Origin of the sequence: Sorangium sp. So ce321 (assembly GCF_051530195.1) — a bacterium.
Lineage (GTDB): Bacteria > Myxococcota_A > Polyangia > Polyangiales > Polyangiaceae > Sorangium.
This window is the reverse complement of record NZ_CP150329.1, coordinates 10,561,731-10,586,839: the sequence shown is the minus strand read 5'-3', so window position 1 is coordinate 10,586,839 and position 25,109 is coordinate 10,561,731. Positions and strand designations below refer to the sequence as shown.

Below are 25,109 nucleotides of genomic sequence, written 5' to 3'. Positions count from 1 at the left end.
AGATGGAACAGCAACGCGTCGTGCTCCTCCGCCGCTCGTTCCTCGCGGGGCTCGGGCTCGCGGTGGGCGGGCTCGCGCTCGGGCTCGCCGAGGGCAGCGCCGAGGCCGCGCCGCCCGCGCCCGCCGCGCCGCCCGGGCCTCAGGTCGCGCCGGGCGAGCCCGGGCTCCGGACCGGGGTGTTCCTGCACATCGCGACCGACGGCACGGTGTCTATCGTCTGCCACCGGTCGGAGATGGGGCAGGGGATCCGCAGCTCGCTGCCCGTGCTCGTCGCCGACGAGCTCGGCGCCGACATGGCGCGGGTGAAGATCGTGCAGGGCGTCGGCGACAAGGCCTATGGCGACCAGAACACCGACGGCTCGCGCAGCGTGCGCGACGGCTACGAGCCGATGCGGCGCGTGGGCGCGACGGCGCGCGCGATGCTGGTCGCGGCCGCCGCGAAGAAGTGGCGGGTGCCCGCCGCGGAGTGCGTCGCCGAGCAGCACGCCGTCCATCACGCCAAGTCGAAGCGCTCGCTGGACTTCCGCGAGCTCGTCGCCGACGCGTCGAAGCTCCCGGTGCCCGACGCGAAGACCGTCGCGCTCCGCCCCGTCGCGGAGCTCAAGCGCGTCGGCGGCCCGCTGCCGCTGCTCGACGGCCCGGCCATCGTCACGGGCGCCGCTCGGTTCGGCGCGGACGTGCGCCTGCCGGGCATGCTCACCGCGGTCATCGCGCGTCCGCCGGTCGTGGGCGGCAAGGTCGTGCGGTACGACGGCGCGCGCGCCCTCGCCGTCCCCGGCGTGAAGAAGCTCGTGGACCTGCCTGGCCCGAAGGGCGGCGCTGTCGGCTTCCAGCCGCTCGGCGGCGTGGCGGTCGTGGCGGACTCCACCTGGGCGGCGATGCGCGGCCGGGCGGCGCTGCAGATCGAGTGGGACCACGGTCCGAACGCGGCGTACGACTCGGCGACTTACCGGGAGGCGCTCTCGAGCGCGGCGCGCGCGCCCGGCAAGGTGGTGCGGAAGGTCGGCGACGTGGACGCGGCGCTCAAGGCGGCGGCGCGCACGATCGAGGCCGACTACTACGTGCCGCACCTCGCGCATGCGGCCATGGAGCCGCCGTCGGCGGTGGCGCGGGTGGACGCGAACGGCTGCGAGGTGTGGGCGCCGACGCAGAACCCCCAGTCGGCGCGCACCGAGGTGGCGCGGGCGCTCGGGGTCGACGAGGGCAAGGTCACGGTGCACGTGACGTTCCTCGGCGGCGGCTTCGGCCGGAAGTCCAAGCCGGACTACTGCTCCGAGGCGGCGCTGCTCGCGCGCGCCATGGGGGCGCCGGTGCGCGTGCAGTGGACGCGCGAGGACGACGTGCAGAGCGGCTACTTCCACAGCGTGAGCGCGCAGCACCTCACGGCGGGGCTCGACGCGGCGGGCAAGGTGACCGCCTGGCTGCACCGGACGGCCTTCCCGCCGATCCCGTCGACGTTCGACGCGAGGGCGAAGACGCCGAGCGAGAACGAGCTCGGCCTCGGCGTGCTCGACCTCGCGCTGTCGGCCCCGAACGTCCGCGCCGAGGCGTGCGACGCGCCGGCGCACGTCCGGATCGGCTGGCTCCGGTCGGTCTGCAACATCTTCCATGCCTTCGCGGTGCAGAGCTTCATCGACGAGATCGCGCACGCGCGGCAGGCGGATCCGCGCGACGTGCTGCTCGAGGTGCTCGGCCCGGCGCGCCAGGCCACGCCGGCCGAGCTCGGCGTCGCGAAGGTCCCCAACTACGGGGCGCCGATCGAGCAGCACCCGGTGGACGTGGGCCGGCTGCGGCACGTCATCGAGCGGGTGACGGAGCTCTCGGGGTGGGAGGCCGCGCGCAAGGCGGGGCGCGCGGTGGGCCTCGCCGCGCACCGGAGCTTCCTCACGTACGTGGCCGTCGTCGCCGCGGTGTCGAAGGACGCGCTCGGCAAGGTGAGGGTCGACGAGGTGTGGCTCGTCGCGGACGCGGGCACGGTCATCAACCCGGACCGCGCGCGCTCGCAGATGGAGGGCGCGGTCGTGTTCGGGATGAGCATCGCGCTCCACGGCGCGATCACGGTGAAGGGGGGCGCGGTCGAGCAGACGAACTTCCGCGACTACCAGGTCGTTCGCAGCCCGGAGGCGCCGAAGCGCATCCACGTGGAGCTCGTGAAGAGCGACGCGCCGCCCGGCGGCGTCGGGGAGCCGGGGGTGCCGCCTGTCGCGCCGGCGATCGCCAACGCGGTGTTCGCCTTGACGAAGACGCGCGCGCGGGAGCTCCCGCTGCGGCGCCTGGGGCTGTGACCGAGGCGGGGGGGTCGAGGGGGGGCCGGGTGAATTGAAATTCAGCCCGGGGGCTGTCGAGAGGGTCCCGGGTGAATTGAAATTCAGCCCGGGGGCTGTCGAGAGGGTCCCGGGTGAATTGAAATTCAGCCCGGGGGCTGTCGAGGGGGTCCCGGGTGAATTGAAATTCAGCCCGGGGGCTGTCGAGAGGGTCCCGGGTGAATTGAAATTCAGCCCGGGGGCTGTCGAAAGGTTACCGCCCCGGGGCCATCCGGCACGGCAGCGGATTGACACCCTGGCCGGTTCCGCGACCATCGCTTCATGGCACGCACAGCTCCGGTTCCGAACATCCCGGCCATCCCGGGAATGAACCCCGGCGTCTTCATCATGGGCGGCGGCGCAGGCGGCGGAGGCAGCGGCGGGCGCGGCGGCAATGGAGCCGGCGGAGACCAGGGCGCAGGGGGCAATAACGGTGGCAACGGCGCCCAGGGTGGCGGCCCCAACGCCTCCAGCTGCGGCCAGGGTAGCGGCGGTGGCTGCCCCAACCCGTCGCACGGAGGCGGGGGAGGAACGCAGGCGGGTCACCCCATGGATCCCGTCACGGGTCGCGTCTACACCCTCGCCGTCACCGACATGGCCCTTCCGGGCGCGTTCCCGCTCGTGATCGAGCGCGCCTACAGCTCCGCGCAGCGCGACCGCGACTACGGGCTCGGCCACGGGTGGAACCACTCGCTCGGCTGGCGCGTCATCGAGCTCCGCCGCCGCAGGGTGCGGATCGTCACGGCGACGGCGCTGGCCTGCGAGGGCCGGTGCCCCGACGAGGGCGAGACAGTGAAGCTCCCTGTCGGACTGCTGACGCGGACCCGCGACGGCTATCTCCTCGAGGCCGACGATGGGATCACGCGGGTCTTCGATGACGTCTTTGCGATCGACAACGAGTTCCGCCTCAGCGCGCTCGTGGACCACAACGGCAACCAGGCCCGGCTCTTCTACGAGAACGGGACCGGACCGCTCCAGTTCGTGAATGACAGCGTGGGCCGCCTGCTTCGCGTACGGAGGCACAGCGACGGCCGAATCGCGGCCTTCGAGGTGAAGAACGCGTCCGTGAGGGGCGCCTGGACGTCGTTCCGAACCTACGAGTACGACGAGCGCGGAGACCTGGTGGCCGCGCGCGACGCCCTGGGGCACGCGATGACCTTCGCGTACGACTCAGACCATCGGCTCGTCACGGAGCGCTGGCCCACGGGCCTCACGGTGCACTACCGCTATGACCAACACGGTCGCTGCGTGGAGACGTGGTGCAACGACCCCAACGAGCGTGCGCTCCTGGCCGAGGGCGTGCCGGAGGTGCTCGCGGACGGCAGCCGCGCGAAGGGGTTCCTGCACGCCAAGGTCGAGTATGGCGCGGGCGAGAACAACATCATCACTTCGCGCGCACTGCGGAGGATCGAGGTCAACGCGTTCGGCAAGGCGGACCGGATCGTCTGGGCGGGGCAGGTGCACGACAACGCATTCGACGAGTCGGGCGAGCTCGTGGGGTACCGCGACGGCCTCGGGCGCGCGTGGAAGATGGGCGAGGCCGGCGGCGCCTACCGCGTGGTCGACCCGCTGGGGCACGCGACGGAGTACCTGTACGACGACCGCGGCAATGTCGTGGTCACGCGCGGCCCCGACGGCCTGGAGACGCAGCACGCGCGCGACCCGAACGGGAACCTGATCTACCTGTCTGACGCGATGGGGCTCGTCGCGAGCTTTCGCCATGATGAGCGTGGCTGTCTGGTTCACGCCGAGACCGCCGATGGCGGCAAGACCACGATGAAGTACGACGCGCTCTGCAACCGCGTCGAGATCGTCGAGCCGCACGGCGGCACGCGAGCTCTGCGCTACGACTTCCTCGGGCGGCTCGTGGAGATGCGGGACGAGAAGGGCGGGGTCCACCGCTGGCTTTATGACGCGATGGGCCGCGTCGTCGAGTACTGCTCTCCGCTCGGCGCGCGCACGTCCACGATCTACGACGAGGCCGGCCGCTTCGCCGGCGAGCGCGACGCGGACGGCCGCTGGTTCCGGCTGATCTACGCGGGCCTCGGCGAGGTGATCGCGGTCGAGCGGAGCGACGGCACGCGCGTCTCGTACGCCTACGATCGCGAGCTCGGCATGGTGCGCATCGTCAACGAGGAGGGCGACGTGCACACCATCGAGCGCGATCTCGAGGGGCGGATCCTCGCCGAGCGCACCTTCGACGGCCGCTCGCTGCGGTACAGGAACGACCAGGCCGGGCGGCTGTCGAGGATCACCTTCGACGATGGCGAGTTCGTCGAGATGACCTACGACGATCTCGATCGGGTGATCGAGCGCGCCTTCTCGGACGACACGTTCCACAAGCTGGAGTACGACGAGCGCGGCCGCCTCGTGCTCTTCGAGACGGAGGCCGCCCGCACGCAGTACACGTACGACGCGCGCGGGCGCTGCGTCCGTGAGGAAACGGCGCTGGCCAACGATCCTTCCTCCGCCACGAGCGTCCAGCAGCTGTACGACGCGGGCATGAGCCGCACGAGGATCAACGTGCCCGGCGCCTTTTCGCTCGCCACCCCGCGCGACCCGGCCGGGCGGTGCTCCGCGCTCTTCTTCTCGGATGACCGGGGCGCGGACCAGCCGATCGCGACGTTCGCGTACGATGCGATGGACGCCGAGGCGGGGCGCCTCTTCGCGGGCGGCGGGGGCATCGCGCTCACGAGGGACGCGCACGGCAACGTCCTCCGCTCGGCCGTCTCCGGCCGTGGGACCGCCGTCGACCGTCCGGGTGAGCCCATCTGGGTCGGCAAGCTGGGCGGCCCGGAGACCTTGCGGTTCGACTACCGATGGTCGCCCGCCGACGAGCTCCAGGTGCTCGCCGATCGCGATCGCGGGGCGCAGTCCTTCACGTACGACGCGCGCGGCCGCGTCGCGCAGAAGCGGCACGAGAAGCGGGCCTCGACCGAGGATTACGTGCTCTCGCCGCGAGGCGACGTGCGCTGGATCGGCGGCCGCGCGCAGTCCCACCTGGTCGGCGGGCGCCTGGTGACCACGAACGGCGCGACGCTCACGTATGACGCGCGCGGCCGGCTCGTGAAGAAGGTGGAGGGGACCGCAGTGACCACCTACTCCTGGAGCGTGCTCGGCCTGCTCTCGAGCATGACGCTGCCCGACAGGACGCGGCTCGAGTTTGTTTACGACGGGTTCGCGCGGCGCCTCGAGAAGCGCGTGATGCGGCGAGACGCGGCGATGGTGCGGCACCGCTACCGCTGGGATGGCGAGGATCTCCTGGAAGAGACGGTGGAGCGCGAGGCGAGCACCGCCGGCGCTGGCGCGCCGTTCACGCTGCTGGAGCGCCGGCGCTACGCATACTCGCCGGACTCACCGGCGCCGATCGCGCAGGCGGTCGACACCGAGGCGGGCCCGGGCGCGTGGAAGTACTTCGTGCACCGGGACGGGGCGCCTGTGCCGCTGGCGCTCGTGGACGCCGACGGGACGGTCGACCAGGTCTTCGAGACGGAGGCGTACGGTCGGGTGATCGCGGGCGACGCGGCGGCGACGCTGAGCCGGTTCCCGGGGCACTGGTACGAGCCGGAGACGGGGCTCCACTACAACCGGTGGCGGTACTTCGATCCGGCGAGCGCGACATACCTGAGCCCGGAGCCGCTGGGGCTCGAGGGGGGGCTCGAGGCGTACGGGTACGTGAGCGGGAGGCCGCTCGCCGTGATCGACGCCGATGGCCTGATGCGCTCGACGGTGACCTCTCGCCGTGGAGGAGGTCCCACGCAGACAGGCTATTCGGCGCGCGATCCGAGGACACCACCGACCGAGCCTGGCAGCAATGAGCCGTACCAGCGGCAGCTCCACCCCGCCGTCGCGGCCGCGCTCCCGACGCGCAACGCCATGCCAAGACCGGCCGGTGGTTGCTCCGAGCCGGACGCCGTGAGCCGCTACCTTCAGGACTACGAGCGGCGAAATGGGGTCTCGTGCGACCCCGGCACTCCGCGAGGGCAGCGGAATCTGCGGCGGGCTCTTCGTCGGATGGGCAGCATCGGGAGCAACGACAGCGACCCCAACGCTACCGCGTGCGCTCCGTGCCCTAACTGCTCGCAGATGCTCTCCCGCCTCTATGCCATGGCGGGCGCGGGTCAGCCTCCGCCCGTGACCCCGGCGTCGCCACCACCACCGCGAAACGCTCCGCCCGGCACCCCGCTGCCGCCGCCAACGGCGGCTCGCGGGGCGCTCCCCAACACGCAGCTCCGCAACGACATCAACGCCGGAAATGTGGCCGACGCGAACCGCGCAAATACCGCGAGGTACGCGGAGACGCTGGACCAGCAAGTGGCCGCTGGACAGATGTCACGGGCCGAGCGGGACCGGCGCGTGCGGCGGGTCGGCGGCATGAACCCGGGCACGTACGATTACGTGAATGGCCAATGGCAGCAGCTATGACCTCCTCGCTGGAACCAGAGACGCTCGACTTCCCCGCGCTCCCCGGCGTGCCGTCCAGGGACCGCGCACGGCTCCGCTCGCGTTTCGCGGGCTGGGACGACAGCTACCTCGCCTGCACAGGCGCCCCCACCATCGCCCGCGACGAGATCCTCGACGCCGTGCGCGCGCGGGGCGGTGACGTGCCGCCTGCCCCCGAGGCGTGTGGCTCCTTCAGATGGTACGAGGGCTCGGTGCTGGTCACCGAGAGCCGGGACACGTGGTGCCTTTATGCGCGAAGCGCCGAGCAGCTCGTCCCCTGGCTCCAGGCCTTCGGTGAGCGGCGGCCCCGCAAGCCTATCTGGTTCCCCGCCTACTCGGCCGTGCTTGCCGAGAGCGATCCGCTGGAAGGCGAGGGGCTGTTGTTCGAGGACCGGGAGCCCGGCGTCGAGGGGTCCTTCCAGGTGCGCAACGGCAGCGCGGTGGTCCGCTACCGCCTCCCTGGCGGCGGGATATCACAGGGGCTCGGAAGACGAGCGACAGCGCGCTTGCACAACCCGTGGCGGTCGTCGTTCGACCTCGTGCCCACGGTCCCGGCGTTCGTGGCCGTCGACGACGAGGGCTGCCCCGCTTTCCTCGCATGGCTTCACGAGCAGGGGCCGTCGTCACGCCTCGTCGATGCCGTCTCGGAGGCGCTCGGCGTCGCGCGTGGCATCCGGCGGTTCGATCGAACCGCCATGTGTGGTCCAGTCCTCTGCCACGCAGAGTTCTTCGCGGGTGAGGCATCCGCACAGGCGTTCGAATCGCCGCTCCTCGTCTCCGGCGACCCCTGGCTGCCGGCGGGGGAGCCCTCGCGCTTGCTGGTCGGTTACTGGGACATCGGGACATCGGACGCGTTCGTTTACCTCGGTGAAGACCGCCGCATCTACCGTTACACGTTCGAGGAGGACCTGTGGTCCGTGTCGGCGTCGAGCTACGCTGCCTACGTCGAGCGGATCCTCCGCTTCGACGCGAGGATCGCGGCCACGCAGGCGTCGGATCTTCCCATGACCGAGCTCTGCGCGCGTCTGGGGCTCGTGGTCGACCCAGTCGGAACGGATGGCTGGGCGACCCTGGCGGTTTCCAGCGACCTCGTGGCGTTTCAGCGACCCGGTGAGCCGGCGCTCTTGAAGTGCTTCACCCAGCAAGCCGAGGCACGGACGTGCGAGATCATCGCGTAGCAGGTCGTCTGCTGGGGCTGTATCCGACCCCCTGCACGACGCTCGTCGCGCCAGCGCGACGAGGTGCCGACAGGAAATCGAGGCCGATCGGGCGGCAAGGCGCAACAGTCACTCGGATGCGGAGATCCAGCGCGGCAGCAATCGTGTCGTCCGAATGACACCGGGCGTCTTCGGGGGTACCTGCGAGAACAACGACCGGGGGCCGACGTGAAGATGCGATTCAGCCATCCCCTCCTCGGAACCATAGCGAAGGGCATGTTCAGCCCCGAGCTCCAATCCATCTGCGGAACCAAACAGCTCACGGCGTCCATCTCTCAGCTGAACGAGGTGGCGGAGAGGCTCGAGCGGTGGCGTGCTCCGGGGTTCGAGCTGCGCGTGCGCGTTCATCTCGGTAACTTCGAGCCGGAGACGGGACCGGTCACCGCGCTCGACAAGACGAACGCTCTCGTCAAGGGCGTTGCTCGTCGGATCGGCCAGGAAAGCCGCTCGTCTCGTCTGCACGGGTTCGTGTGGCATGTCTGCGACGGGGTGCTCGCCCTGCGCGACGACGTGTTCTTGCGCGTGCTGGGCCCCACGGCAGCCAGCCTGCGGCCCTGGCTCGAAGAGTGCGCGGCCCTGCGGTTACAGTGCTTCTTTCCGGTGCTTCGAGCCGCCGGAGAGTCGCCTGCCGCACCCGAGTCGGGCTGGATCGAGTTTCGCGACGACTACGCCGATTCGACGGGGCTTGCGGCTCTGGACAACGAAGCCGTGCACCTCGATCTCCCGCTTGAAGAGGCGAGCGAACGGTTTCGACAGAGCGTGATCGGGTTTCTTTGCGCAACCGTCGATCCTGCGTCGAAGACGCTTCCGCTGTCGCCTCGTGCGAGAGAGGCGGCATCGCGCTGGCTCTGTCGGATGCACGATCCCGGCGACCCTGCGCGGCTCGCCTCGTGGGTGCGGGAGAACGGCGGCAGCGAGGCGCTTGCCAGGGTGGCCGCGGACGCCGAGAGCTCGTTCGGCGGCCTGCGCAGCGTCGACCGGATCCAGCGCTTCGGCGGGCTCCAGATGCTCGATCGAGCCCTCGCCAAAGGGAGCGTCGCGGAGTGGCCGCTTCAGCAGACGCCGGACGGCCCCGCGCTCCTGGTGAGCCCGCGAGATTTCGACAACCTCGACACACTTGCGTGCATCACGCAGGACGGCCGGATGTGGGCCTACGGGTTCGGCTGGGATGAGTGGGAGCGGACGAGCGACTCCGTGCGCACGTTCGTCACCCGCGTCGCGCTGTGGGGACACCCCAAAGAAGTGCCGATTCATGTCTCACGGTCGTCGCACGGCCGTGAGCTCGCCCGGGCGCTCGGCCTGGACGAGGTTGAAGAGGCCAGCGACTCCACTGGCACCTTCTACGCTGGCGACGCGGCGCTGGTGTTCGAGCGTAGACTACAGGGGCTAACTGTGACGCGCATGCGGGAGCTTCGCCCCGAGGCGGTGCTCGCCTGGGACAACGTCACCTCGCCTGCCTGAGGCGCTGCGTGTCCGTGGACGCGCGCCGCGGCTACGAGGTCCTCGCCTTTCCCTGCTGGTAGATGTCCTTGACGTTGATCTCCATGAACCGGTCCGGCTTCTCGAGCGGCGTGAAGCCGAACTGCCGGTAGAGCCCGTGCGCGTCCGCGGTGGCGAGCAGCGTCCGCCGCAGCCGGAGGTGACCCAGGGCCTCGGCGACGTGAGCGAGCAGCGCCTTGCCGTACCCCTGGCGTTGCTCCGCCTCGACGATGAACACGTCGGCCAGGTACGCGAACGTCGCGTGGTCGGTGATCACCCGGGCGAACCCGATCTGCGCTCCCGCCTTGTAGACGCCGAAGCAGAGCGAGCCCTGGATGGCCCGCTCGACCACCTCCCGGGGGATGCCCGTGCTCCAGTAGGCGGACGCGAGGAAGGCGTGGATCCGCTCGACGTCGAGGAGCGCCTTGTCCGACGAGATGACGATGTCTTCAGCTGCCTTGTGCTCCACTGCGGCGATCCTCCGTTCAGCCTGCGTGCTCGGGGTCCTGGGCCCTGACGGCTCCTCCAGCGACCCGCGTGTCCGTCGCTCTCCGGGGAGGCCATCCGAAGGACCGGGCGGCGTCAAGAGGAGGCGCCGGGCCGCGCGGTCCGGCGCGCGCTCGATCCAGCGCGCGCCCGTGGACGGTGCCCCCGCTGGCGTGCGAGGTTGCCCGCGAGCACGAGGGAGGAAGCATGCTCACGCTCCTCGGGGTCGCGGTCGTGGTCGTCGGCTTCGTCGCCCGGCTGAATCCGCTCCTTGTCGTCGCCGCGGCGGCCGTCGCGACGAGCCTGTCGGCGGGGATGAGCCCGATCCAGGGGATCTCCGCCCTGGGGAGGGCCTTCAACGACAACCGCTATGTCAGCCTGGTCTGGCTGGTCCTGCCCGTCATCGGCCTCCTGGAGCGCTCGGGCCTCCAGGAGCGGGCGCGCGCGCGGATCTCGCGGGTGAAGACCGCGACCACCGGGCGCCTCCTGCTGGTCTATTTCGCGGTACGGCAGCTCAGCGCGGCCCTGGGCCTGACCTCGCTCGGCGGCCACGCCCAGATGGTCCGGCCGCTGATCGCGCCCATGGCCGAGGGCGCGGCGGAGAGCCGCTACGGGCCGCTGCCCGACCGGGCGCGCTGGCTGATCCGCGCCTCCGCGGCGGCGGCCGACAACGTGGCCCTGTTCTTCGGAGAGGACATCTTCCTCGCCATCGCGTCGATCCTGCTCATCAAGGGGTTCCTCGAGCAGAACGGCATCGTCGTGGAGCCGCTCCAGGTGTCGGTCTGGGCCATCCCCACGGCGGTCCTGGCGCTCCTGATCCACGGGACTCGGCTCCTCCTGCTCGACCGGCGGCTCCAGCGCGAGCTCGCGCGCGAGGGAGCCGGGGAGGAGCGCGGGTGATCTCGCTCGACCTCGGCTACGCCCTGGCAGGGCTGTTCTTCGCGGCGTCGGCCGTCCTGAGCGCGGTCGATCGCGAGAACGCGAAGCGCTGGAAGAACGCCCTCTTCTGGGGGCTCCTGGCGACGAGCTTCCTCTTCGGCTCGCGCCTCGGGGACCTCGGGAACGGGGTGCTCGTGCTCGCGCTCGTGCTCCTCGGCGGCGTCGGGGGCCTGGGGCAGGGGCGCCCCGCCACCACGACGCCCGCGGAGCGGCTCGCCGGCGCCGCGCGGAGCGGGGACCGCCTCTTCGTCCCGGCGCTGATCATCCCGGCGACAGCGCTCCTCGGCACGCTGGTCCTCCGCCGCGTCCAGGTCCTGGGGTCTCCCCTGATCGACCCCCGGCAGGCCACGCTGATCTCGCTCGCCCTCGGCGTCGTGCTGGCGCTCGCGGTCTCGGTGGCGTGGCTGCGCCCGCCGTGGCTCGCCCCCTTGCAGGAGGGCCGGCGGCTGCTCGACACGGTGGGCTGGGCGGCGATCCTGCCCCAGCTGCTGGCCGCGCTCGGGGTCGTCTTCGCGGCAGCGGGCGTCGGCGACGTCGTCGGCGGGCTGGCCGGGAGCGTGATCCCGCCCGGCAGCCGCCTCGCCGCGGTGGCGGCCTACACCGTGGGCATGGCGGTGTTCACCGTGGTCATGGGCAACGCGTTCGCGGCGTTCCCGGTCATGACCGCCGCCGTGGGCCTGCCCCTGATCGTGCGCCGCTTCGGCGGCGACCCGGCGATCATGAGCGCCATCGGCATGCTGTCCGGCTTCTGCGGCACGCTGATGACCCCGATGGCAGCGAACTTCAACGTCGTGCCCGCGGCGCTGCTCGGGCTCCCCGACCGCGACGCCGTGATCAAGGCGCAGCTCCCCACCGCGCTGCTCCTGCTGGTCGGGAACACGCTCCTCATGTACCTGCTCGTCTTCCCGCGCTGAGGCGCTCCTCTCCATGACGCACGCCCTGACCCCCGAGATCGCCTCGCAGCTCGCCGCCCTCGCCCTCGGGCACGTGACGCGGGAGTACCCGCACAAGCTCGATCACGTCATGGCCGGCCCCGAGGACGTGAGGGGCCCGCGCGACCTGCACCCCCTCTTTCACGGCAGCTTCGACTGGCACTCGTGCGTGCACGGCCACTGGCTGCTTGCGCGGGTATACCGCCTCTTCCCCGGCGCCCCGGGCGTCGCGCCGGTCCGCGCGCTGCTGGACGCGCAGCTCACGGGCGAGAAGGTCGCCGCGGAGCTGGCCTATCTCCGGCGCCCGTCGAGCCGCGGATTCGAGCGGCCCTACGGGTGGGCGTGGCTGCTCCTGCTCGCGGCCGAGCTCGAGCGGCAGGGCACCGAGGAGGGCCGCCGGTGGTCGGCGGCGCTGGCCCCGCTCGGCGACGCGTTCGCCGAGCGCCTCCTCGACTTCCTGCCCACGGCCACGTACCCGGTCCGCGCCGGCGCGCACACGAACACCGCCTTCGCCCTCGCGCTCGCGCTGGAGTACGCCGCCGTGAAGGGCGACGCCCGGCTGTCGCGGCGCTGCGCCGAGGCGGCGCGGGCGTGGTACGGCCGCGACGCGGACTGCCAGGCGTGGGAGCCCTCGCAGGACGACTTCCTCTCGCCCGCCCTGATGGAGGCCGAGTGCATGCGCCGGGCCCTGCCCGGGCCGGAGTTCCTCGGCTGGTTCGCGCGGTTCCTGCCGCGCGCCGCGCAGGGCGAGCCCGCGACGCTGTTCGAGCCCGCGGCGGTCAGCGACAGGAGCGACGGCAAGATCGTCCACCTCGACGGGCTCAACCTGAGCCGCGCCTGGTGCTGGCGCTCGCTCGCGGCGGCGCTGCCCGGCGGAGACCCGCTGCGCGCCCGCGCCCTCGACGCGGCGGAGCGGCACCTCGACGCGAGCCTGCCGCACGTCGCGGGCGACTACATGGGCGAGCACTGGCTGGCGAGCTTCGCCCTCCTCGCGCTGGGCGCGGACTGACACGCCTCGAGGAGCCGAGCCTCGTTGTGCGACGAGGGCACTGCGCGCGACGTCACGGCGGCCTCGCCGGCGCCGGGCTGGCTCTGCAGCGTCCAGCTCACCGGTACATCCATGGGCTCTAGGGCACGCACAAATGCGCACAGCCTGGCCAGGGGGCGGTCCACGTGGGCGCGGGATCGGTGCGGCGCCGAGCGCGGCAGCAGGGGCGCGCTGGATGACGTGCCACGGCTCAGCACGCGAGCGCGCTGGCTGGGTGAAATTATGAATGCTCAGCAGCGAATACCTCACTTGTCGAGCGGCGGGCTGGTCGATCGAAGTTGACACGAGACATGTGAACGCTCACAGTGTGGACCGGTCGTCATGCTTTTGCTTCGCTCCGGATGGGCCGTCATGCGCATCCAGGAGACAGTCCTGAAGTAGCGATCGACTATGTTGCTCGCGGCCGGGATCGCGATCCTGGTCAGTGGCACCCTGATTGCAGCATCGGTCCCAGCGACGGTGGGACCCCGGTGCAGCCGGCAGCGGCGGGAACCCCGGAAGCGATCCGACGTATCTCGCCCGGCAGCAGGCCTCTCCGGGGGGCTGCACCATAGACATCTGGTCGTGCTGTACGGCAACGCCAGCTGCTCGGTGATGGGGTGGCTCCTGCTCGTGCGCTTCACTGTCATTGCAGCAGGTCCTGAGGCGCTCGGCGCGGCGCGCTTCATGCGCAGCCAGGGCCGGCGACGTACTGTCGAGCGCGCGGCGCGCGACCCCGACCCGAGCAAGGGCAGCGCTGAGCAGTGAAAGATTCCAGTTTCACTTACTTGATATGACGAGGATAACAAGATGAGATTCGGAACCAAGCAGAGCTTGCTTGCGGCGGCGACGTGCGTCCTCGCCGTGTCGTGCGTCATCGGCCCCGAGGGGGCGTACGACGCCGAGCTCGAGGAGCAAGGCTCGCTCGAGGGCGCCATCACGATCGATACGAGCGCGGTCTACACGATCGTCGGCGTCCAGAGTGGAAAATGCGTGCAGGTGGCTGGAGGCAGCACCGCTGATGGAGCGGCCATGCAGATCGCCAGCTGCAACGGCTCGACGCGGCAACAGTTCCGCATGGAATCGGCGGGCGGCGGCTACTATCGCATCCGCAACGTCAACAGCAACCGTTGCATGGACGTCGCGAGCGCCTCCACCAGCGACGGCGCCGCCATCCAGCAGTACTCCTGCTGGACCGGGAACAACCAGCAGTGGTCGTTCACGGACGTCGCCAGCGGCGTCGTGCGCGTCACCGCGCGCCACAGCGGCAAGTCCCTGGACGTCTACGGCCGCGGCACCGCGGACGGCACCGGCGTGATTCAATGGGCGTCGAACGGCGGCACCAATCAGCAATTCCGACTCACGCCCGTGGGCTCGGGAACCGGCAGCACGAGCAGCACGAGCAGCACGAGCGGCACGGGCGGCACCGGTGGCTCCGGCGGCACGGGCGGCACGGGCGGCACGGGCGGCACCGGCGGCACCGGCGGCACCGGCGGCGGCACCGGCGGCACGTGCACCGCGTCACAGCCGACTGGTCGAAACGTGTCGGGGAGCGGCCCTCACAGGGTGGTCGTCGAGACGAATTCGGACCCGGGCATCAACCAGGGCACCATCTATCGTCCGGCGGATCTCGGTGGAGGCGCCAAGTATCCGATCTTCGTCTGGGGGGAGGGCGCATGCTCGCGAGACGGGCTCGCGAATCAAGCGGCCATGGCCGAAATTGCCTCGCATGGCTACTTCGTGGTGGCGGACGGGACACCGGTCAACAGCCAGCCCAACCGCGACCTCGGGAGCGGAGGCGACGTGCTGCGCTCCTACGTCGACTGGGTGATCGCCCAGAATGAGAAGCCTTGCAGCGCCTACTACCAGAAGATCGAGACCACGAAGGTCGCCGCGAACGGCTTCTCCTGCGGCGGCTTGATGGCGGCGGGGACCGCTGCAGATCCCAGGATGACGACCTGGGGACACACGAGCAGCGGCTCTTTCTCGGCGAATCAGTCGTTCTACAACTCGATACACACACCCGTCTTGATCGTCACCGGCACCGCGGACAGCCTGGGCGCGAACGCGAACGGCGCGAGAGACTTCCAGAACATCGCCGCCTTGGGTGACATTCCGGTCATGATGTTCGCCAAGGTCGGCGCGGATCACGGGGGCGATCTGTGGGCCCGGAACGGCGGCGAGTTCACTCAGGTCAACCTGGCGTGGCTCAACTGGTGGCTCAAGGGCGACGAATCGGCCACCGGCAAGGGCATGCTCGTCGGCCCGAGCTGTCGCTTCTGCACCGACAGGACCTGGCAGGTCTCTTCTGCCAACCTGCCCTAGCGTGGCTCGCTCTCGAACCGCCTTGCTCCGAGGAGCAGGGCGGTTCGACCGACCCTGGCGCGCGCAGCGCGAACCTTATCCACCCTGCGCGCGTCTCGACATTCATCCGCAGCGGCGATGGCCGGCGCGCCGGACCGCTCGGGAGCCTTGAGCGCGCGGCGCGCGACCCCGACCTGCGCAAGGGCAGCGTCGAGCAGTGAGAAGATGGCAGTTTCACTTACTTGACAGGACGTGGAGGACAAGATGAGATTCGGAACCAAGCAGAGCTTGCTCGCGGCGGCGACGGGCGTCCTCGCCGTGTCGTGCGTCATCGGCCCCGATGGGGCGTACGACACCGAGCTCGAGGAGCAAGGCTCGCTCGAGGGCGCCATCACGATCGATACGAGCGCGATCTACACGATCGTCGGCGTCCAGAGTGGAAAATGCGTGCAGGTGGCTGGAGGCAGCACCGCTGATGGAGCGGCGATGCAGATCGCCAGCTGCAACAGCTCGACGCGGCAACAGTTCCGCATGGAATCGGCGGGCGGCGGCTACTATCGCATCCGCAACGTCAACAGCAACCGTTGCATGGACGTCGCGGGCGCCTCCACCAGCGACGGCGCCGCCGTCCAGCAATACTCCTGCTGGACCGGGAACAACCAGCAGTGGTCGTTCACGGACGTCGCCAGCGGCGTCGTGCGCATCAACGCGCGCCACAGCGGCAAGTCCCTGGACGTCTACGGCCGCGGCACCGCGGACGGCACCGGCGTGATTCAATGGGCGTCGAACGCCGGCACCAATCAGCAATTCCGACTCACGCCCGTGGGCTCCGGAACCGGCGGCACGAGCAGCACGAGCAGCACGAGCGGCACGGGCGGCACCGGCGGCACGGGCGGCACGGGCGGCGCCGGCGGCTCCGGCGGCGCCGGCGGCTCCGGCGGCTCCGGTGGCGGCACCGGTACCGGCGGGACGCGCAGCGCCGGCTGCGGCATTCCCACCTCGCTCGCCAGCGGTAACCGCACCATCAACGTCAACGGCACCACGCGCCAGTACGTGCTCGACATTCCGGCGAACTACGACGCGAACAAGGCGTATCGGCTGGTGTTCGGCTGGCACTGGCGCGGCGGATCGGCCAACGACGTCGTGAACAACGGGTACTATGGGCTCAAGGCGCTGGCGAACGGCAGCACCATCTTCGTCTCGCCGAACGGCATCGACAACGGCTGGGCCAACACGGGCGGGCGCGACATCGCCTTCGCCCGCGCCATGGTCGACACCCTCAAAGCCAACCTGTGCGTCGACACGAGCCGCGTCTTCTCGACCGGGTGGAGCTTCGGCGGGATGATGTCGAACGCGCTCGGCTGTGATATGGCGGACACCTTCCGGGCCATCGCGCCGATGTCCGGCGCCCTCTACAGCGGCTGCAACCAGTCCAACACCCAGCCCGTCGCCGTCTGGATGTCGCACGGCCTGTCCGACAGCGTCGTCCCCATCTCGGCCGGAAGGCAGGCGCTCGACGTCTTCGTGCGCAAGAACGGCTGCAGCACCGAGACGAGCCCCGTGGGCCCCAGCTCGTGCGTCGCCTACCAAGGGTGCCGGGAGGGATACCCCGTGCACCGCTGCGAGTTTCCCGGTGACCACCAGCAGCCGAGCTTCGCGAGCTCGGCCATCTGGAACTTCTTCACGCAGTTCTGACCTCGCGCCCCGCCGGCGCGGCGGCTCGGGCAGCGGCAGACGCGCCCGCCCGAGCCGCCGCGTTGCCTCGCCCGGCCCGTGCGCTGTCGAAGCAGCGCGCTGGTACCTCTGTGCGCGCGCCAGAGCGGGTCGTGTCGCTCGTGACCCCCCATCGTCAGGCTCTCGACGGCCCTTCCGCTCGCGCCGGTCCTGCCCGTCGCGCAGCGGCCGGCGCAGCTTCTCCCCGGCCAGCCCTGCGGGCTGTGGAGCGAAGGCGGCCCCTCGGATGCATGGATGAGTCGTTGGCATAACCCCGGATATCGTCCTATCCGACGCCGTGATGTCGAGCGATGTCTCGAGCCCCTTGAGATCCCCTGTGGGGGATACCTCAACGGGCTACGCTGACGGGTTGCTCACAACCGGGATGCCCGCAGGTACAGCCGTGGACATCGCGGTTGGCCATCGTCGATTGACGCTCACAATGATCGGAGCAGTACTTGTTGCCCTTCGCCGCGCGCTCCGCCGGGACCGCGCAGCGACACCCTGCGTGCAAGCATTCCGTCTGATTCACCATCGCCGTGACCTCCACGACGGACCTGCTGCCGTCCTCGATGGACCACCATCAGGGTCGTGCGGCGTTCACGTTCAGGTCGTTCCTGGTATGGGGACGGTCTCCACGGCCGCAGCGCCGGATGCCGGCGCCGCGAGACCGGCGTGAACGGCGTGAGCGGCGTGAGCGGCGTGAGCGGCGCCTCATCTGCCTCATCTGCTTCGGCGGCGCGTCGAGGGGGCCCGCGTCGCGCGGTCAGGAGGGGCTCGAACAGGACACCTCCTGTCCGCGCGTCGCCCCCTCCGCCGACGACGTGACGTTCCGTGCGCGGTGAATGCTCACGCGCCCCCACGCAACAGAAGCCGCGGAGGCAAAGAGGACCATGCGATCGGTATGGAGGTTCGGAGCCGCCCTCGCCTGCGGGCTCGCGCTACCCGGGGGCGCCGCGTGGGCGGCCAGCACGCCATCGTGGGAGGCCGTGCCCTCGATGATCACCCCGCGGGCCGAGCACACGGCCACGGTGCTCCAGGACGGCCGCGTGCTCGTCGCAGGGGGGTTCACGGAGGTGGACGACGGGTCGCCGTACGCAGCGCCCACGGCGGTCGGCCTCACGGCGGTCGAGATCTACGATCCCGCGACCCGGACGTGGTCGCCCGCGGCGCCGCTCTACCAGGGCCGGCGCGGCCACGCGGCCGTCCTCCTGCCGGACGGCCAGGTCCTCGTGGCGGGCGGCCGGTTCAGAAGCGAGCAGAGCGGGACAGAGATCAGGTCGGCGGAGCTGTATGACCCGACGAGCAACACCTGGACCAAGGTGGGGAGCCTGGCCAAGCCCCACCCCGTGCCCTCGATGGTGCTCGTCGACGGCAAGCCCGTGCTGGTCGGCATGGCCTGGTCCAACTTGCTGTTCATCGACGAGATGAACGCGGCCGTCTACGACCCGGCGTCGCGCACCTGGACGGACACGGCCCGCTGCGTCGATTCGACGATCTACCCGGTGAGCGCGACGCTGCTCCACGACGGGCGGGTGATGTCGGTCGGGAGCGGCTGCAGCATCTATGACCTGGAGACCCAGCTCTGGACCTCCGAGCACAGGCCCGTGCTGACGACGTCGGTGTACAAGTACCCTGACGCGATGACGCTCGCGAGCGGCGGTGTCCTCGTCACGGGAGGCACCCTCTCCGGTCCCGACCCGGCGGTCCACGCCTTCTCGCAGGTCTACTTCCCGCAAGACGACCGCTGGGCGGCGACGTCCGGGCCCTATGCGCCGGCCTCGTCGTGCGGGACGGACCCGGGCTCGAGCCTCCGCGGGACGCGCACATCGCTGCTCCCGAGCGGAAAGGTGCTGCTGACCGGAGGCCTGGAGACCTGCAGTACGTACGGCAGGAGCACTTACAGCGTTCCCTTCTACGCGATCAAGGCGCTCTTCGACGAGGGGACCCTCGCCTGGTCGAGCCTCGAGCTGGAGTCGCCGGTCACCCTGGCGCGCGCGTTCCACTCCTCGACGCTCCTCGAGGACGGAAGCGTGCTCATCGCCGGCGGGTACACCGGCGCCACGACCCCGACGGCGTCGGCGGTGCTCTTCCACGAGCGCTCGCCGCTCGGCGCGGGCTGCGCGACGGACAGCGACTGCGGCACCGGCTTCTGCGCGGACTCGGTCTGCTGCGACGCGCGCTGCGACGGCCCCTGCGACGCCTGCGCGGCCGCCTCGGGCGCGTCGCAGGACGGCGTCTGCACGCCGGTCACGGGCGTCGCCTGTGACGACGCGGACGCGTGCATCGCGGGCGGGGTCTGCGAGGCGGGCGCGTGCGTCGGCGGCGCGGCGGCGCCTGACGGGACGCCCTGCGGCGACGGCGACGTGTGCTCGACGGCGAGCGCCTGCGTGGACGGCGCCTGCGTCGGGTCGAGCCTCGCGGTGTGCCTGCCCGCCGACGACTGCCACGAGGCGCCGGCGTGCGATCCCGCGGCCGGGTGCGCGGCGCCCGGACCCGCGCTGCCGGACGGCGCCCCCTGCGCTTTCCCGGGCGCCGAGGATCGGTGGCAGGAGACGGCGCGGATCGACGCCTCCCTCCTCTCCGGGTTGCAGACCACGGTGCTCCTGGACGGGACGGTCCTCGTGGTCGGCGGGGCGCCGGTGTCCGGCCGGAATGAAACGCGCATCGTCTGGACCCGCTATGATCCGAGCACGGGCGCGTGGGCGCCGACCGGGCCGATCGACGGCTTCCGGAACGTGCGGATACCCACGTTGCTTCCGGACGGGACGGTCCTGGTGTTCGGGTCCTCCGGCTTTGGCCCCGCGCCGACGAGGCGCTTCGACCCGGCGACGGGCGTGTGGACGCCGGCCGCGTCCACGGTCGCGCCGCGCTTCTCTCACACCGCCACGCTGCTCCAGGACGGCCGGGTCCTCGTCGCTGGCGGCGACAAGTCCGGCGGTCCCGGTGGACTCCTGGTCGAGGTCTACGATCCGGTCGCCGACACGTGGACCGCGAGAGCGCCCATGAACGTTGCGCGACAGCGCCACTCGGCGACGCTGCTGCCGGACGGCCGGGTCCTCGTCGCGGGCGGCGCCGACGGGTATCCCTCCGAGAGACCGGAGCACCATCTGGTGAGCGCGGAGGTGTACGACCCGGCGACCGACACGTGGACGCCCGTCGCCTCGATGCGCTGGGCTCGCATGTGGCACACGGCGACGCTGCTTCCGGACGGCCGGGTGCTCGTCGCCGGGGGCTGGGACGCTGCGAGCGGCAAGACGGCCGAGATCTACGATCCTGCGAGCGATACGTGGACCTCGGCGGGGGAGATGGCCACGGCGCGGAGATCTCCTGGAGCGGTGCTCCTCGCCGACGGAAGGGTCCTGATGGCGGGCAACTCGCTGGACTCGGGCGATGGCGCCCTCGCCGCCGAGATCTACGACCCGGCGAGCAACACCTGGGCGCTCGGGCCGGCGCTGGATGTGATGATCAACGGCCACGCGACGGCGCTGCTCGACGACGGCCGTGTCCTGATCGCCGGCGGCGGCGCCGGTCCGGCGCCCGTGGGGTACCAGAAAATCAACCATGCGTGGCTCTATGTCCCGGCGCAGCCCGCGTCGGGCGGGGCGTGCCAGGCGGGCGCCTGCGTGCCGGGTGGAGGCGGCACAGGCGGAGACGGCGCGGGCGGCGATGCCAGCAGCGGCACGGGCGGCGATGGCGGGGCGGGCGGCACGGCCACAGCCGGCCACGGCGGCGACCCGACCAGCGGTGGTGGCGGCGACCCGACCAGCGGTGGCGGCGGCGACCCGACCAGCGGTGGCGGCGGCGACCCGACCAGCGGTGGCGGCGGCGACCCGACCAGCGGTGGCGGCGGCGACCCGACCAGCGGTGGCGGCGGCGCAACCGGCAGTGCCAGCGCCAATGCAACCAGTGGCGCCGGCGGCGATGCGACAAGCGGCGTCGGCACCGGCGCAACCGCCGGTGGCGGTGGCGAAGGCGGCGCTGCCCCCGGAGGCGACGGCGGAGGTACCAGCAGTGAAGTTGGCGCCACATCCACCACGACCAGCACGACCGCGGCCGGCGGCGATGGCACCAGCAGCGCCGGCACCGGCGCCACCGGCGCGCAGAGCAGCAGCGGCGGCGATCTCCCGGGCGCAGCAGGGGGCGGCGGCTGCCGCATGACGCCAGGTAGCCAGGGCGCGCCGGTCTGGTTGCTCGCCCTCGGGGCGCTCGCCACCCCACGGCTGCGCCGGCGCCTCGCGAGGTCCAGCCGCTCCGCCTGAGCTGCGACGACCGGCGATCCAACCCGGGTTGTTCCCCTGGACGGCACAACCCGGGTTCAGGTTGATCCCCGCCCGCCCAGGTTGCACGCCACCCGAAGTCGATCCCGCTGCCGCAGGGCCTCGACATCGTCGCGTCGCGCGGCCGCCCGCTCGTCATCTTCCTGCGGCGGGCGAGCCCGGCTCGCCTCGGTAGGTGGTAAGATGCGCCATGCGGACGGCTCCCAGCCCCTCGGTGCTCCAGCCGTTCGTCTTCGCCGGAGCTGGATGGCAAGCGGCCGAACCTGCGGCGCCATCGTCCCCTGCCGCCTTGACGCTCCTCACGTGGAACGTGTGGTTTGGCGCCCTGAAGTCCCGGGCGCGGGGCGACGCGCTGCTCGCGGAGCTCTCGCGGCGAAGCCCCGACGTGATCGCGCTGCAAGAGGTGACGCGCGAGCTCCTCGCCGCGATCCTCGACGCACCTTGGGCTCGCGCAGAATATCAGGTGTCCGACGTCGACGGCAGCACCTTCGAGCAGTATGGCGTCGTGCTGCTCTCGCGCATTCCCATGCGACGTCTGGTCGTGCTCAACCTCCCCACCGAGATGGGGCGGTGCCTCCTGGCCGCCGAGCTGTCGTGCGGTCTCACCGTGGCGACGAGCCACCTGGAGAGCACGTCATTCCGCGCGTCGACGCGCGCGATGCAACTCGGCATCATCCAGCCGTACCTCGCCCGCTCCAGCCCCGACGTGGTCTTCGCCGGTGACATGAACTTCACGCAGGACGCCGCAGCCGAGAACGCCGCGCTCGATCCGACCTTCGTGGACGTATGGCCCGCGCTGCGCGGCGATGATCCTGGCTACACGGTCGACACCAGCATCAACTCGATGCGCTACAAGGTCGATGCCCGGCATTCGCAGAGGCGCATCGACCGAGTATTCCTGCGTAGCCGTGCCTGGTCCGCCCGCGCGGTGGAGCTCGTCGGCTCCACGCCGCTCGACCCCGAGGGCACGTTCATCTCGGATCACTTCGGGATCCAGGTCGAGCTCGCGCATCGAGGCGCGGGCCCCGTCCGGCCAGCGGAAGGGAGCGGCGGCTGAGGCCGAGCCCCGTCGGTCCACGCGCGTACACCCGGTCTCCCCGGGGCGGCCCCACCTCGCCGCCTCGAGCGAGCGCGCCCGCCTCAGGCTCAGCGCTCGCGGCTTCGCGACGGTCGATCCTCCGCCGCGGAGCTCTGACGCGCGAAGCTAGATTGTGGAGCGGGAGACGGGATTTGAACCCGCGACGTCAACCTTGGCAAGGTTGCACTCTACCACTGAGTTACTCCCGCAAACGTCGATCACACGAGCCAGGAAGCCACGTTGCGCGAACGCATGCGGGGAGATCCTGAGTGCGCCGAGTCCTCGACCGAGGTGGTCCCCGTCGAGGCGGCGGAGGAGTACCAACCGGCGTCGTCCCAGTCAAGCGCTGAAGTGCGGGACCTCGGCGGCCAGCGACCAGGAGCGCCTGGCCAGGCGCGCGGAGCAGGCGGGCAAGGGCGCCTGGTCGCGCCTCTGCCCTGCTGACGGCCTCCTCCGAGCGCCCCTCCGTCCAGGTTGACAGCGGATCCCCGCGCCGGTAACGTTGGTCTGACCAGAAGGCCAGAAGGCAATATGACCAACCCGATCCGCTTCCAGCCCGTGCCCCGGTCGGCGATCTACGTGCACGTCGCCGACCAGATCCGCGACGCGATCCTCAACCGCTCGCTGTCGTCGGGGGAGCGCCTGCCGCCCGAGCGCGAGCTGGCGCAGCAGTTCGGGGTCAGCCGCGCGACGATCCGCGAGGCGCTCCGCCACCTCCAGGCGCAGGGGCTGCTCGCGCCGCGCGGCCGGACCTCGCCGATGCAGGCCGCGAGCCCCGACGCGGCGGTCGACCGCTTCCGCGAGGCGCTGACCCACGTCGTCCAGCTCCAGAACGTGCCGCTCCCGGACCTCATCGAGCTGCGCGTCGCGATCGAGACCGCCGCGATGACGCGCGCGGCCGCCGCGCCGGTCGAGGCGCACCTCGCCGAGGCGCGCGCGGCGCTCGAGGAGATGGAGAGGCCGCAGATCTCGCCGGTCGAGTTCCACCAGGCGGACGTCGCGTTCCACGTCGCGCTCGTCGCGGCCTCGGGCAACCAGGCGCTCGCCCTGGTGATGCTCGCGGTGAGGGACAGCATCCGGCTCCACCTCGACGAGGCGCTGCGGGGGCGCTCGTTCGCGACGATCCGCCCGCGGGTGGTCGAGGAGCACCGGGGGCTCCTGCGCGCGATCGAGCGCGGCAACGCGAAGTCGGCCGCGACGCTCCTGCGGGCCCACCTCTCGGAGTTCTACGGCACATGAGCCTGCTGGACGAGCTGGTGCGCGCGCTGGGCGACGGAATCGTCACCGACAGGGACGTGATGGACGGGTACCGCCACGACAAGGCGATCTGGGCGGTGGGCGGCTGGCCGCTCGCGGTGGCGCGGCCTTCATCGACAGCGGAGGTGCAGGAGCTGGCGCGGTGGGCGACGCGGCACGGCGTCGCGCTGGTGCCGCGCGGCGCCGGGACCGGGGTGGCGGGCGGCGCGACGGCCATCAACGGATGTGTGGTGGTGAGCTTCGAGCGCATGCGCCGGATCCTCGCGATCGACGAGGCGGCGATGCTCGCCGTCGTCCAGCCGGGGGTGATCAACGGCGATCTCAAGGCCGCCGCGCGCGAGCGGGGGCTCTGGTATCCGCCCGACCCGTCGAGCTACGCCATGTCGTCGATCGGCGGCAACGTCGCCACGAACGCCGGCGGCCTTTGCTGCGTGAAATACGGAGTCACGGCCGACTACGTGCTCGGCCTGGAGGCGGTCCTCGCCGACGGGACGGTGATCCGCACCGGCGGACGCAGCCGCAAGGACGTCGCCGGCTACGATCTGACGCGGCTCCTGGTCGGCTCCGAGGGCACCCTGGCGCTGGTCACCGAGATCACGCTGCGGCTGCGGCGGCCGCCCCCGCCGTCGGCCACGCTGGTGGCGACGTTCGGGTCGCTGGAGGCCTCGGGGCGGGCGGTCGCGGCGATCGTCCGCTCGGTCGACGCGTCGCTGCTCGAGATCATGGATCGCACGGCGGTCCGCGCCGTCGAGGCCCACGCGCGGCTCGAGCTCGACACCGAGGCCGCCGCGATGCTGATCGCGCAGAGCGACGCGCCCGGCTCCGTCGAGCTCGGGCGCATGCAGGAGGCCTGCGAGGGCGCCGGCGCGACCATGGTCCTCACCACCGAGGACGAGGGCGAGGGGCAGATGCTGCTCACCGCGCGCCGCCTCGCCTTGACGGCGCTCGAGCGGCTCGGCACGGTGCTCGTCGACGACGTCGCGGTGCCGCTGCCGCAGCTGCCGGAGATGTTCCGGCGCATCGACGCGATCGTGGCCGAGTCGGCGACCATGGTCGGGACGGTGGCGCATGCGGGCGACGGCAACCTCCACCCGCTGGTCGTCTTCGACCGCAACGACGCCGCCGCCGAGGCGCGCGCGGTGGCCACCTTCGAGGCGGTGATGGCGCAGGCGCTGGAGCTCGGCGGCACGATCACCGGCGAGCACGGCGTCGGCACGCTCAAGTGCGCCTTCCTCGCCCGCCAGGTCGGCGCGGCGTCGCTCGCGCTGCAGCGACGCATCAAGGCAGCCTTCGATCCGGGCGGCATCCTGAATCCCGGGAAGGTGCTCGGGACGCCTCCGGGCACGAGGCCTGGCGGCGATCCGACGTAGATCAGCGACAGCTCGGCCGCCTCGACCTCGACGCGGGCCGCTCGCCCTGCGCACGTCGCGGGCGAGGTGAAGCCGACCGCGAGCGCGCCTCTTCGCGGGGCAGTTTGCCACGCCGTGATCACGGCGTCCTCGCAGGCCCTCACGCCGGAATCCTATCGCGTCGGTCGAATCATCCGCTCGCGGCGCGCGCATCCAGCGCGTCGCGCTCCGCCTGGAGCTGCCCTGTCGGGCGGACGGGCGATTGGCGCGGCGCATCCACGAATCGCCTCATCGAGATCGGT

General features: G+C 71.4%; 15 protein-coding genes and 1 tRNA gene. 14 read left to right on the top strand and 2 right to left on the bottom strand.

Annotated features, from left to right (window positions below; translation table 11 throughout):
• Positions 1-2 precede the first annotated feature (2 nt).
• The 4 genes from WME89_RS39145 (at position 3) to WME89_RS39130 (ending at position 9,424) form a co-directional block, all read left to right on the top strand.
• Entirely contained in the window at positions 3-2,285 is a 2,283-nt protein-coding gene (locus tag WME89_RS39145) for a molybdopterin cofactor-binding domain-containing protein (protein ID WP_438004690.1), read from the top strand.
• Positions 2,286-2,585: 300 nt separating this feature from the next.
• On the top strand, positions 2,586-6,728 hold the full coding sequence (locus WME89_RS39140; RefSeq protein WP_438004689.1) for an RHS repeat-associated core domain-containing protein: 4,143 nt from the start codon (positions 2,586-2,588) through the stop codon (positions 6,726-6,728).
• Complete coding sequence (locus WME89_RS39135) at positions 6,725-7,924, top strand: hypothetical protein (protein WP_438004688.1); 1,200 nt, start codon at positions 6,725-6,727, stop codon at positions 7,922-7,924. The genes WME89_RS39140 and WME89_RS39135 overlap by 4 nt, the downstream gene beginning before the upstream one ends.
• Before the next feature lie 213 nt (positions 7,925-8,137).
• Positions 8,138-9,424 carry a hypothetical protein gene (locus WME89_RS39130; protein WP_438012031.1) on the top strand — a complete coding sequence of 429 codons (1,287 nt, stop codon included), beginning with the start codon at positions 8,138-8,140 and terminating at the stop codon, positions 9,422-9,424.
• A gap of 31 nt (positions 9,425-9,455) precedes the next feature.
• Here WME89_RS39130 and WME89_RS39125 read toward each other — a convergent pair whose 3' ends face one another.
• Positions 9,456-9,911, bottom strand: a complete 456-nt coding sequence (locus WME89_RS39125) for a GNAT family N-acetyltransferase (protein WP_438004687.1) — start codon at positions 9,909-9,911, stop codon at positions 9,456-9,458.
• A 224-nt stretch (positions 9,912-10,135) separates the two neighbouring features.
• Between WME89_RS39125 and WME89_RS39120 the strand changes: the two genes are divergently transcribed.
• From WME89_RS39120 to WME89_RS39085, 8 genes are all read left to right on the top strand, one after another.
• Positions 10,136-10,828 (top strand): DUF969 domain-containing protein, encoded by a 693-nt coding sequence (locus tag WME89_RS39120; protein ID WP_438004686.1) that lies wholly within the window; start codon positions 10,136-10,138, stop codon positions 10,826-10,828.
• Entirely contained in the window at positions 10,825-11,781 is a 957-nt protein-coding gene (locus WME89_RS39115; protein ID WP_438004685.1) for a DUF979 domain-containing protein, read from the top strand. Before WME89_RS39120 ends, WME89_RS39115 begins: the two co-directional genes overlap by 4 nt.
• Positions 11,782-11,794: 13 nt before the next feature.
• Complete coding sequence (locus tag WME89_RS39110) at positions 11,795-12,808, top strand: DUF2891 domain-containing protein (protein ID WP_438004684.1); 1,014 nt, start codon at positions 11,795-11,797, stop codon at positions 12,806-12,808.
• Positions 12,809-13,411: 603 nt separating this feature from the next.
• Positions 13,412-13,594, top strand: a complete 183-nt coding sequence (locus tag WME89_RS39105) for a hypothetical protein (RefSeq protein ID WP_438004683.1) — start codon at positions 13,412-13,414, stop codon at positions 13,592-13,594.
• Positions 13,595-13,636: 42 nt separating this feature from the next.
• The gene (locus WME89_RS39100) at positions 13,637-15,151 is read left to right on the top strand and encodes an RICIN domain-containing protein (RefSeq protein ID WP_438004682.1); all 1,515 of its coding nucleotides are present in this window, start codon (positions 13,637-13,639) and stop codon (positions 15,149-15,151) included.
• A gap of 243 nt (positions 15,152-15,394) precedes the next feature.
• A complete protein-coding gene (locus WME89_RS39095; protein ID WP_438004681.1) occupies positions 15,395-16,825 on the top strand; it encodes an RICIN domain-containing protein in 1,431 nt (476 codons plus the stop codon).
• Between the two features lie 911 nt (positions 16,826-17,736).
• A complete protein-coding gene (locus WME89_RS39090; RefSeq protein WP_438004680.1) occupies positions 17,737-21,105 on the top strand; it encodes a Kelch repeat-containing protein in 3,369 nt (1,122 codons plus the stop codon).
• Between the two features lie 208 nt (positions 21,106-21,313).
• Complete coding sequence (locus tag WME89_RS39085) at positions 21,314-22,180, top strand: endonuclease/exonuclease/phosphatase family protein (RefSeq protein WP_438004679.1); 867 nt, start codon at positions 21,314-21,316, stop codon at positions 22,178-22,180.
• Positions 22,181-22,335: 155 nt separating this feature from the next.
• On the opposite strand, the gene WME89_RS39080 is transcribed toward WME89_RS39085, so the two are convergent.
• Positions 22,336-22,410: transfer RNA gene (locus WME89_RS39080), tRNA-Gly, on the bottom strand.
• Positions 22,411-22,732: 322 nt separating this feature from the next.
• Here WME89_RS39080 and WME89_RS39075 point away from each other — a divergent pair.
• Entirely contained in the window at positions 22,733-23,440 is a 708-nt protein-coding gene (locus WME89_RS39075; protein WP_438004678.1) for a FadR/GntR family transcriptional regulator, read from the top strand.
• On the top strand, positions 23,437-24,828 hold the full coding sequence (locus WME89_RS39070) for an FAD-binding oxidoreductase (protein WP_438004677.1): 1,392 nt from the start codon (positions 23,437-23,439) through the stop codon (positions 24,826-24,828). The genes WME89_RS39075 and WME89_RS39070 overlap by 4 nt, the downstream gene beginning before the upstream one ends.
• Positions 24,829-25,109: the final 281 nt, after the last annotated feature.

Excerpts from the sequence above, each read along its gene's own strand:
- WME89_RS39120 (WP_438004686.1), top strand. The coding sequence starts at position 10,136 with ATGCTCACGCTCCTCGGGGTCGCGGTCGTGGTCGTCGGCTTCGTCGCC.
- WME89_RS39130 (WP_438012031.1), top strand. The coding sequence starts at position 8,138 with ATGCGATTCAGCCATCCCCTCCTCGGAACCATAGCGAAGGGCATGTTC.
- WME89_RS39070 (WP_438004677.1), top strand. The coding sequence starts at position 23,437 with ATGAGCCTGCTGGACGAGCTGGTGCGCGCGCTGGGCGACGGAATCGTC.
- WME89_RS39110 (WP_438004684.1), top strand. The coding sequence starts at position 11,795 with ATGACGCACGCCCTGACCCCCGAGATCGCCTCGCAGCTCGCCGCCCTC.
- WME89_RS39100 (WP_438004682.1), top strand. The coding sequence starts at position 13,637 with ATGAGATTCGGAACCAAGCAGAGCTTGCTTGCGGCGGCGACGTGCGTC.
- WME89_RS39145 (WP_438004690.1), top strand. The coding sequence starts at position 3 with ATGGAACAGCAACGCGTCGTGCTCCTCCGCCGCTCGTTCCTCGCGGGG.
- WME89_RS39140 (WP_438004689.1), top strand. The coding sequence starts at position 2,586 with ATGGCACGCACAGCTCCGGTTCCGAACATCCCGGCCATCCCGGGAATG.
- WME89_RS39085 (WP_438004679.1), top strand. The coding sequence starts at position 21,314 with ATGCGGACGGCTCCCAGCCCCTCGGTGCTCCAGCCGTTCGTCTTCGCC.
- WME89_RS39135 (WP_438004688.1), top strand. The coding sequence starts at position 6,725 with ATGACCTCCTCGCTGGAACCAGAGACGCTCGACTTCCCCGCGCTCCCC.
- WME89_RS39095 (WP_438004681.1), top strand. The coding sequence starts at position 15,395 with ATGAGATTCGGAACCAAGCAGAGCTTGCTCGCGGCGGCGACGGGCGTC.
- WME89_RS39075 (WP_438004678.1), top strand. The coding sequence starts at position 22,733 with ATGACCAACCCGATCCGCTTCCAGCCCGTGCCCCGGTCGGCGATCTAC.
- WME89_RS39090 (WP_438004680.1), top strand. The coding sequence starts at position 17,737 with ATGCGATCGGTATGGAGGTTCGGAGCCGCCCTCGCCTGCGGGCTCGCG.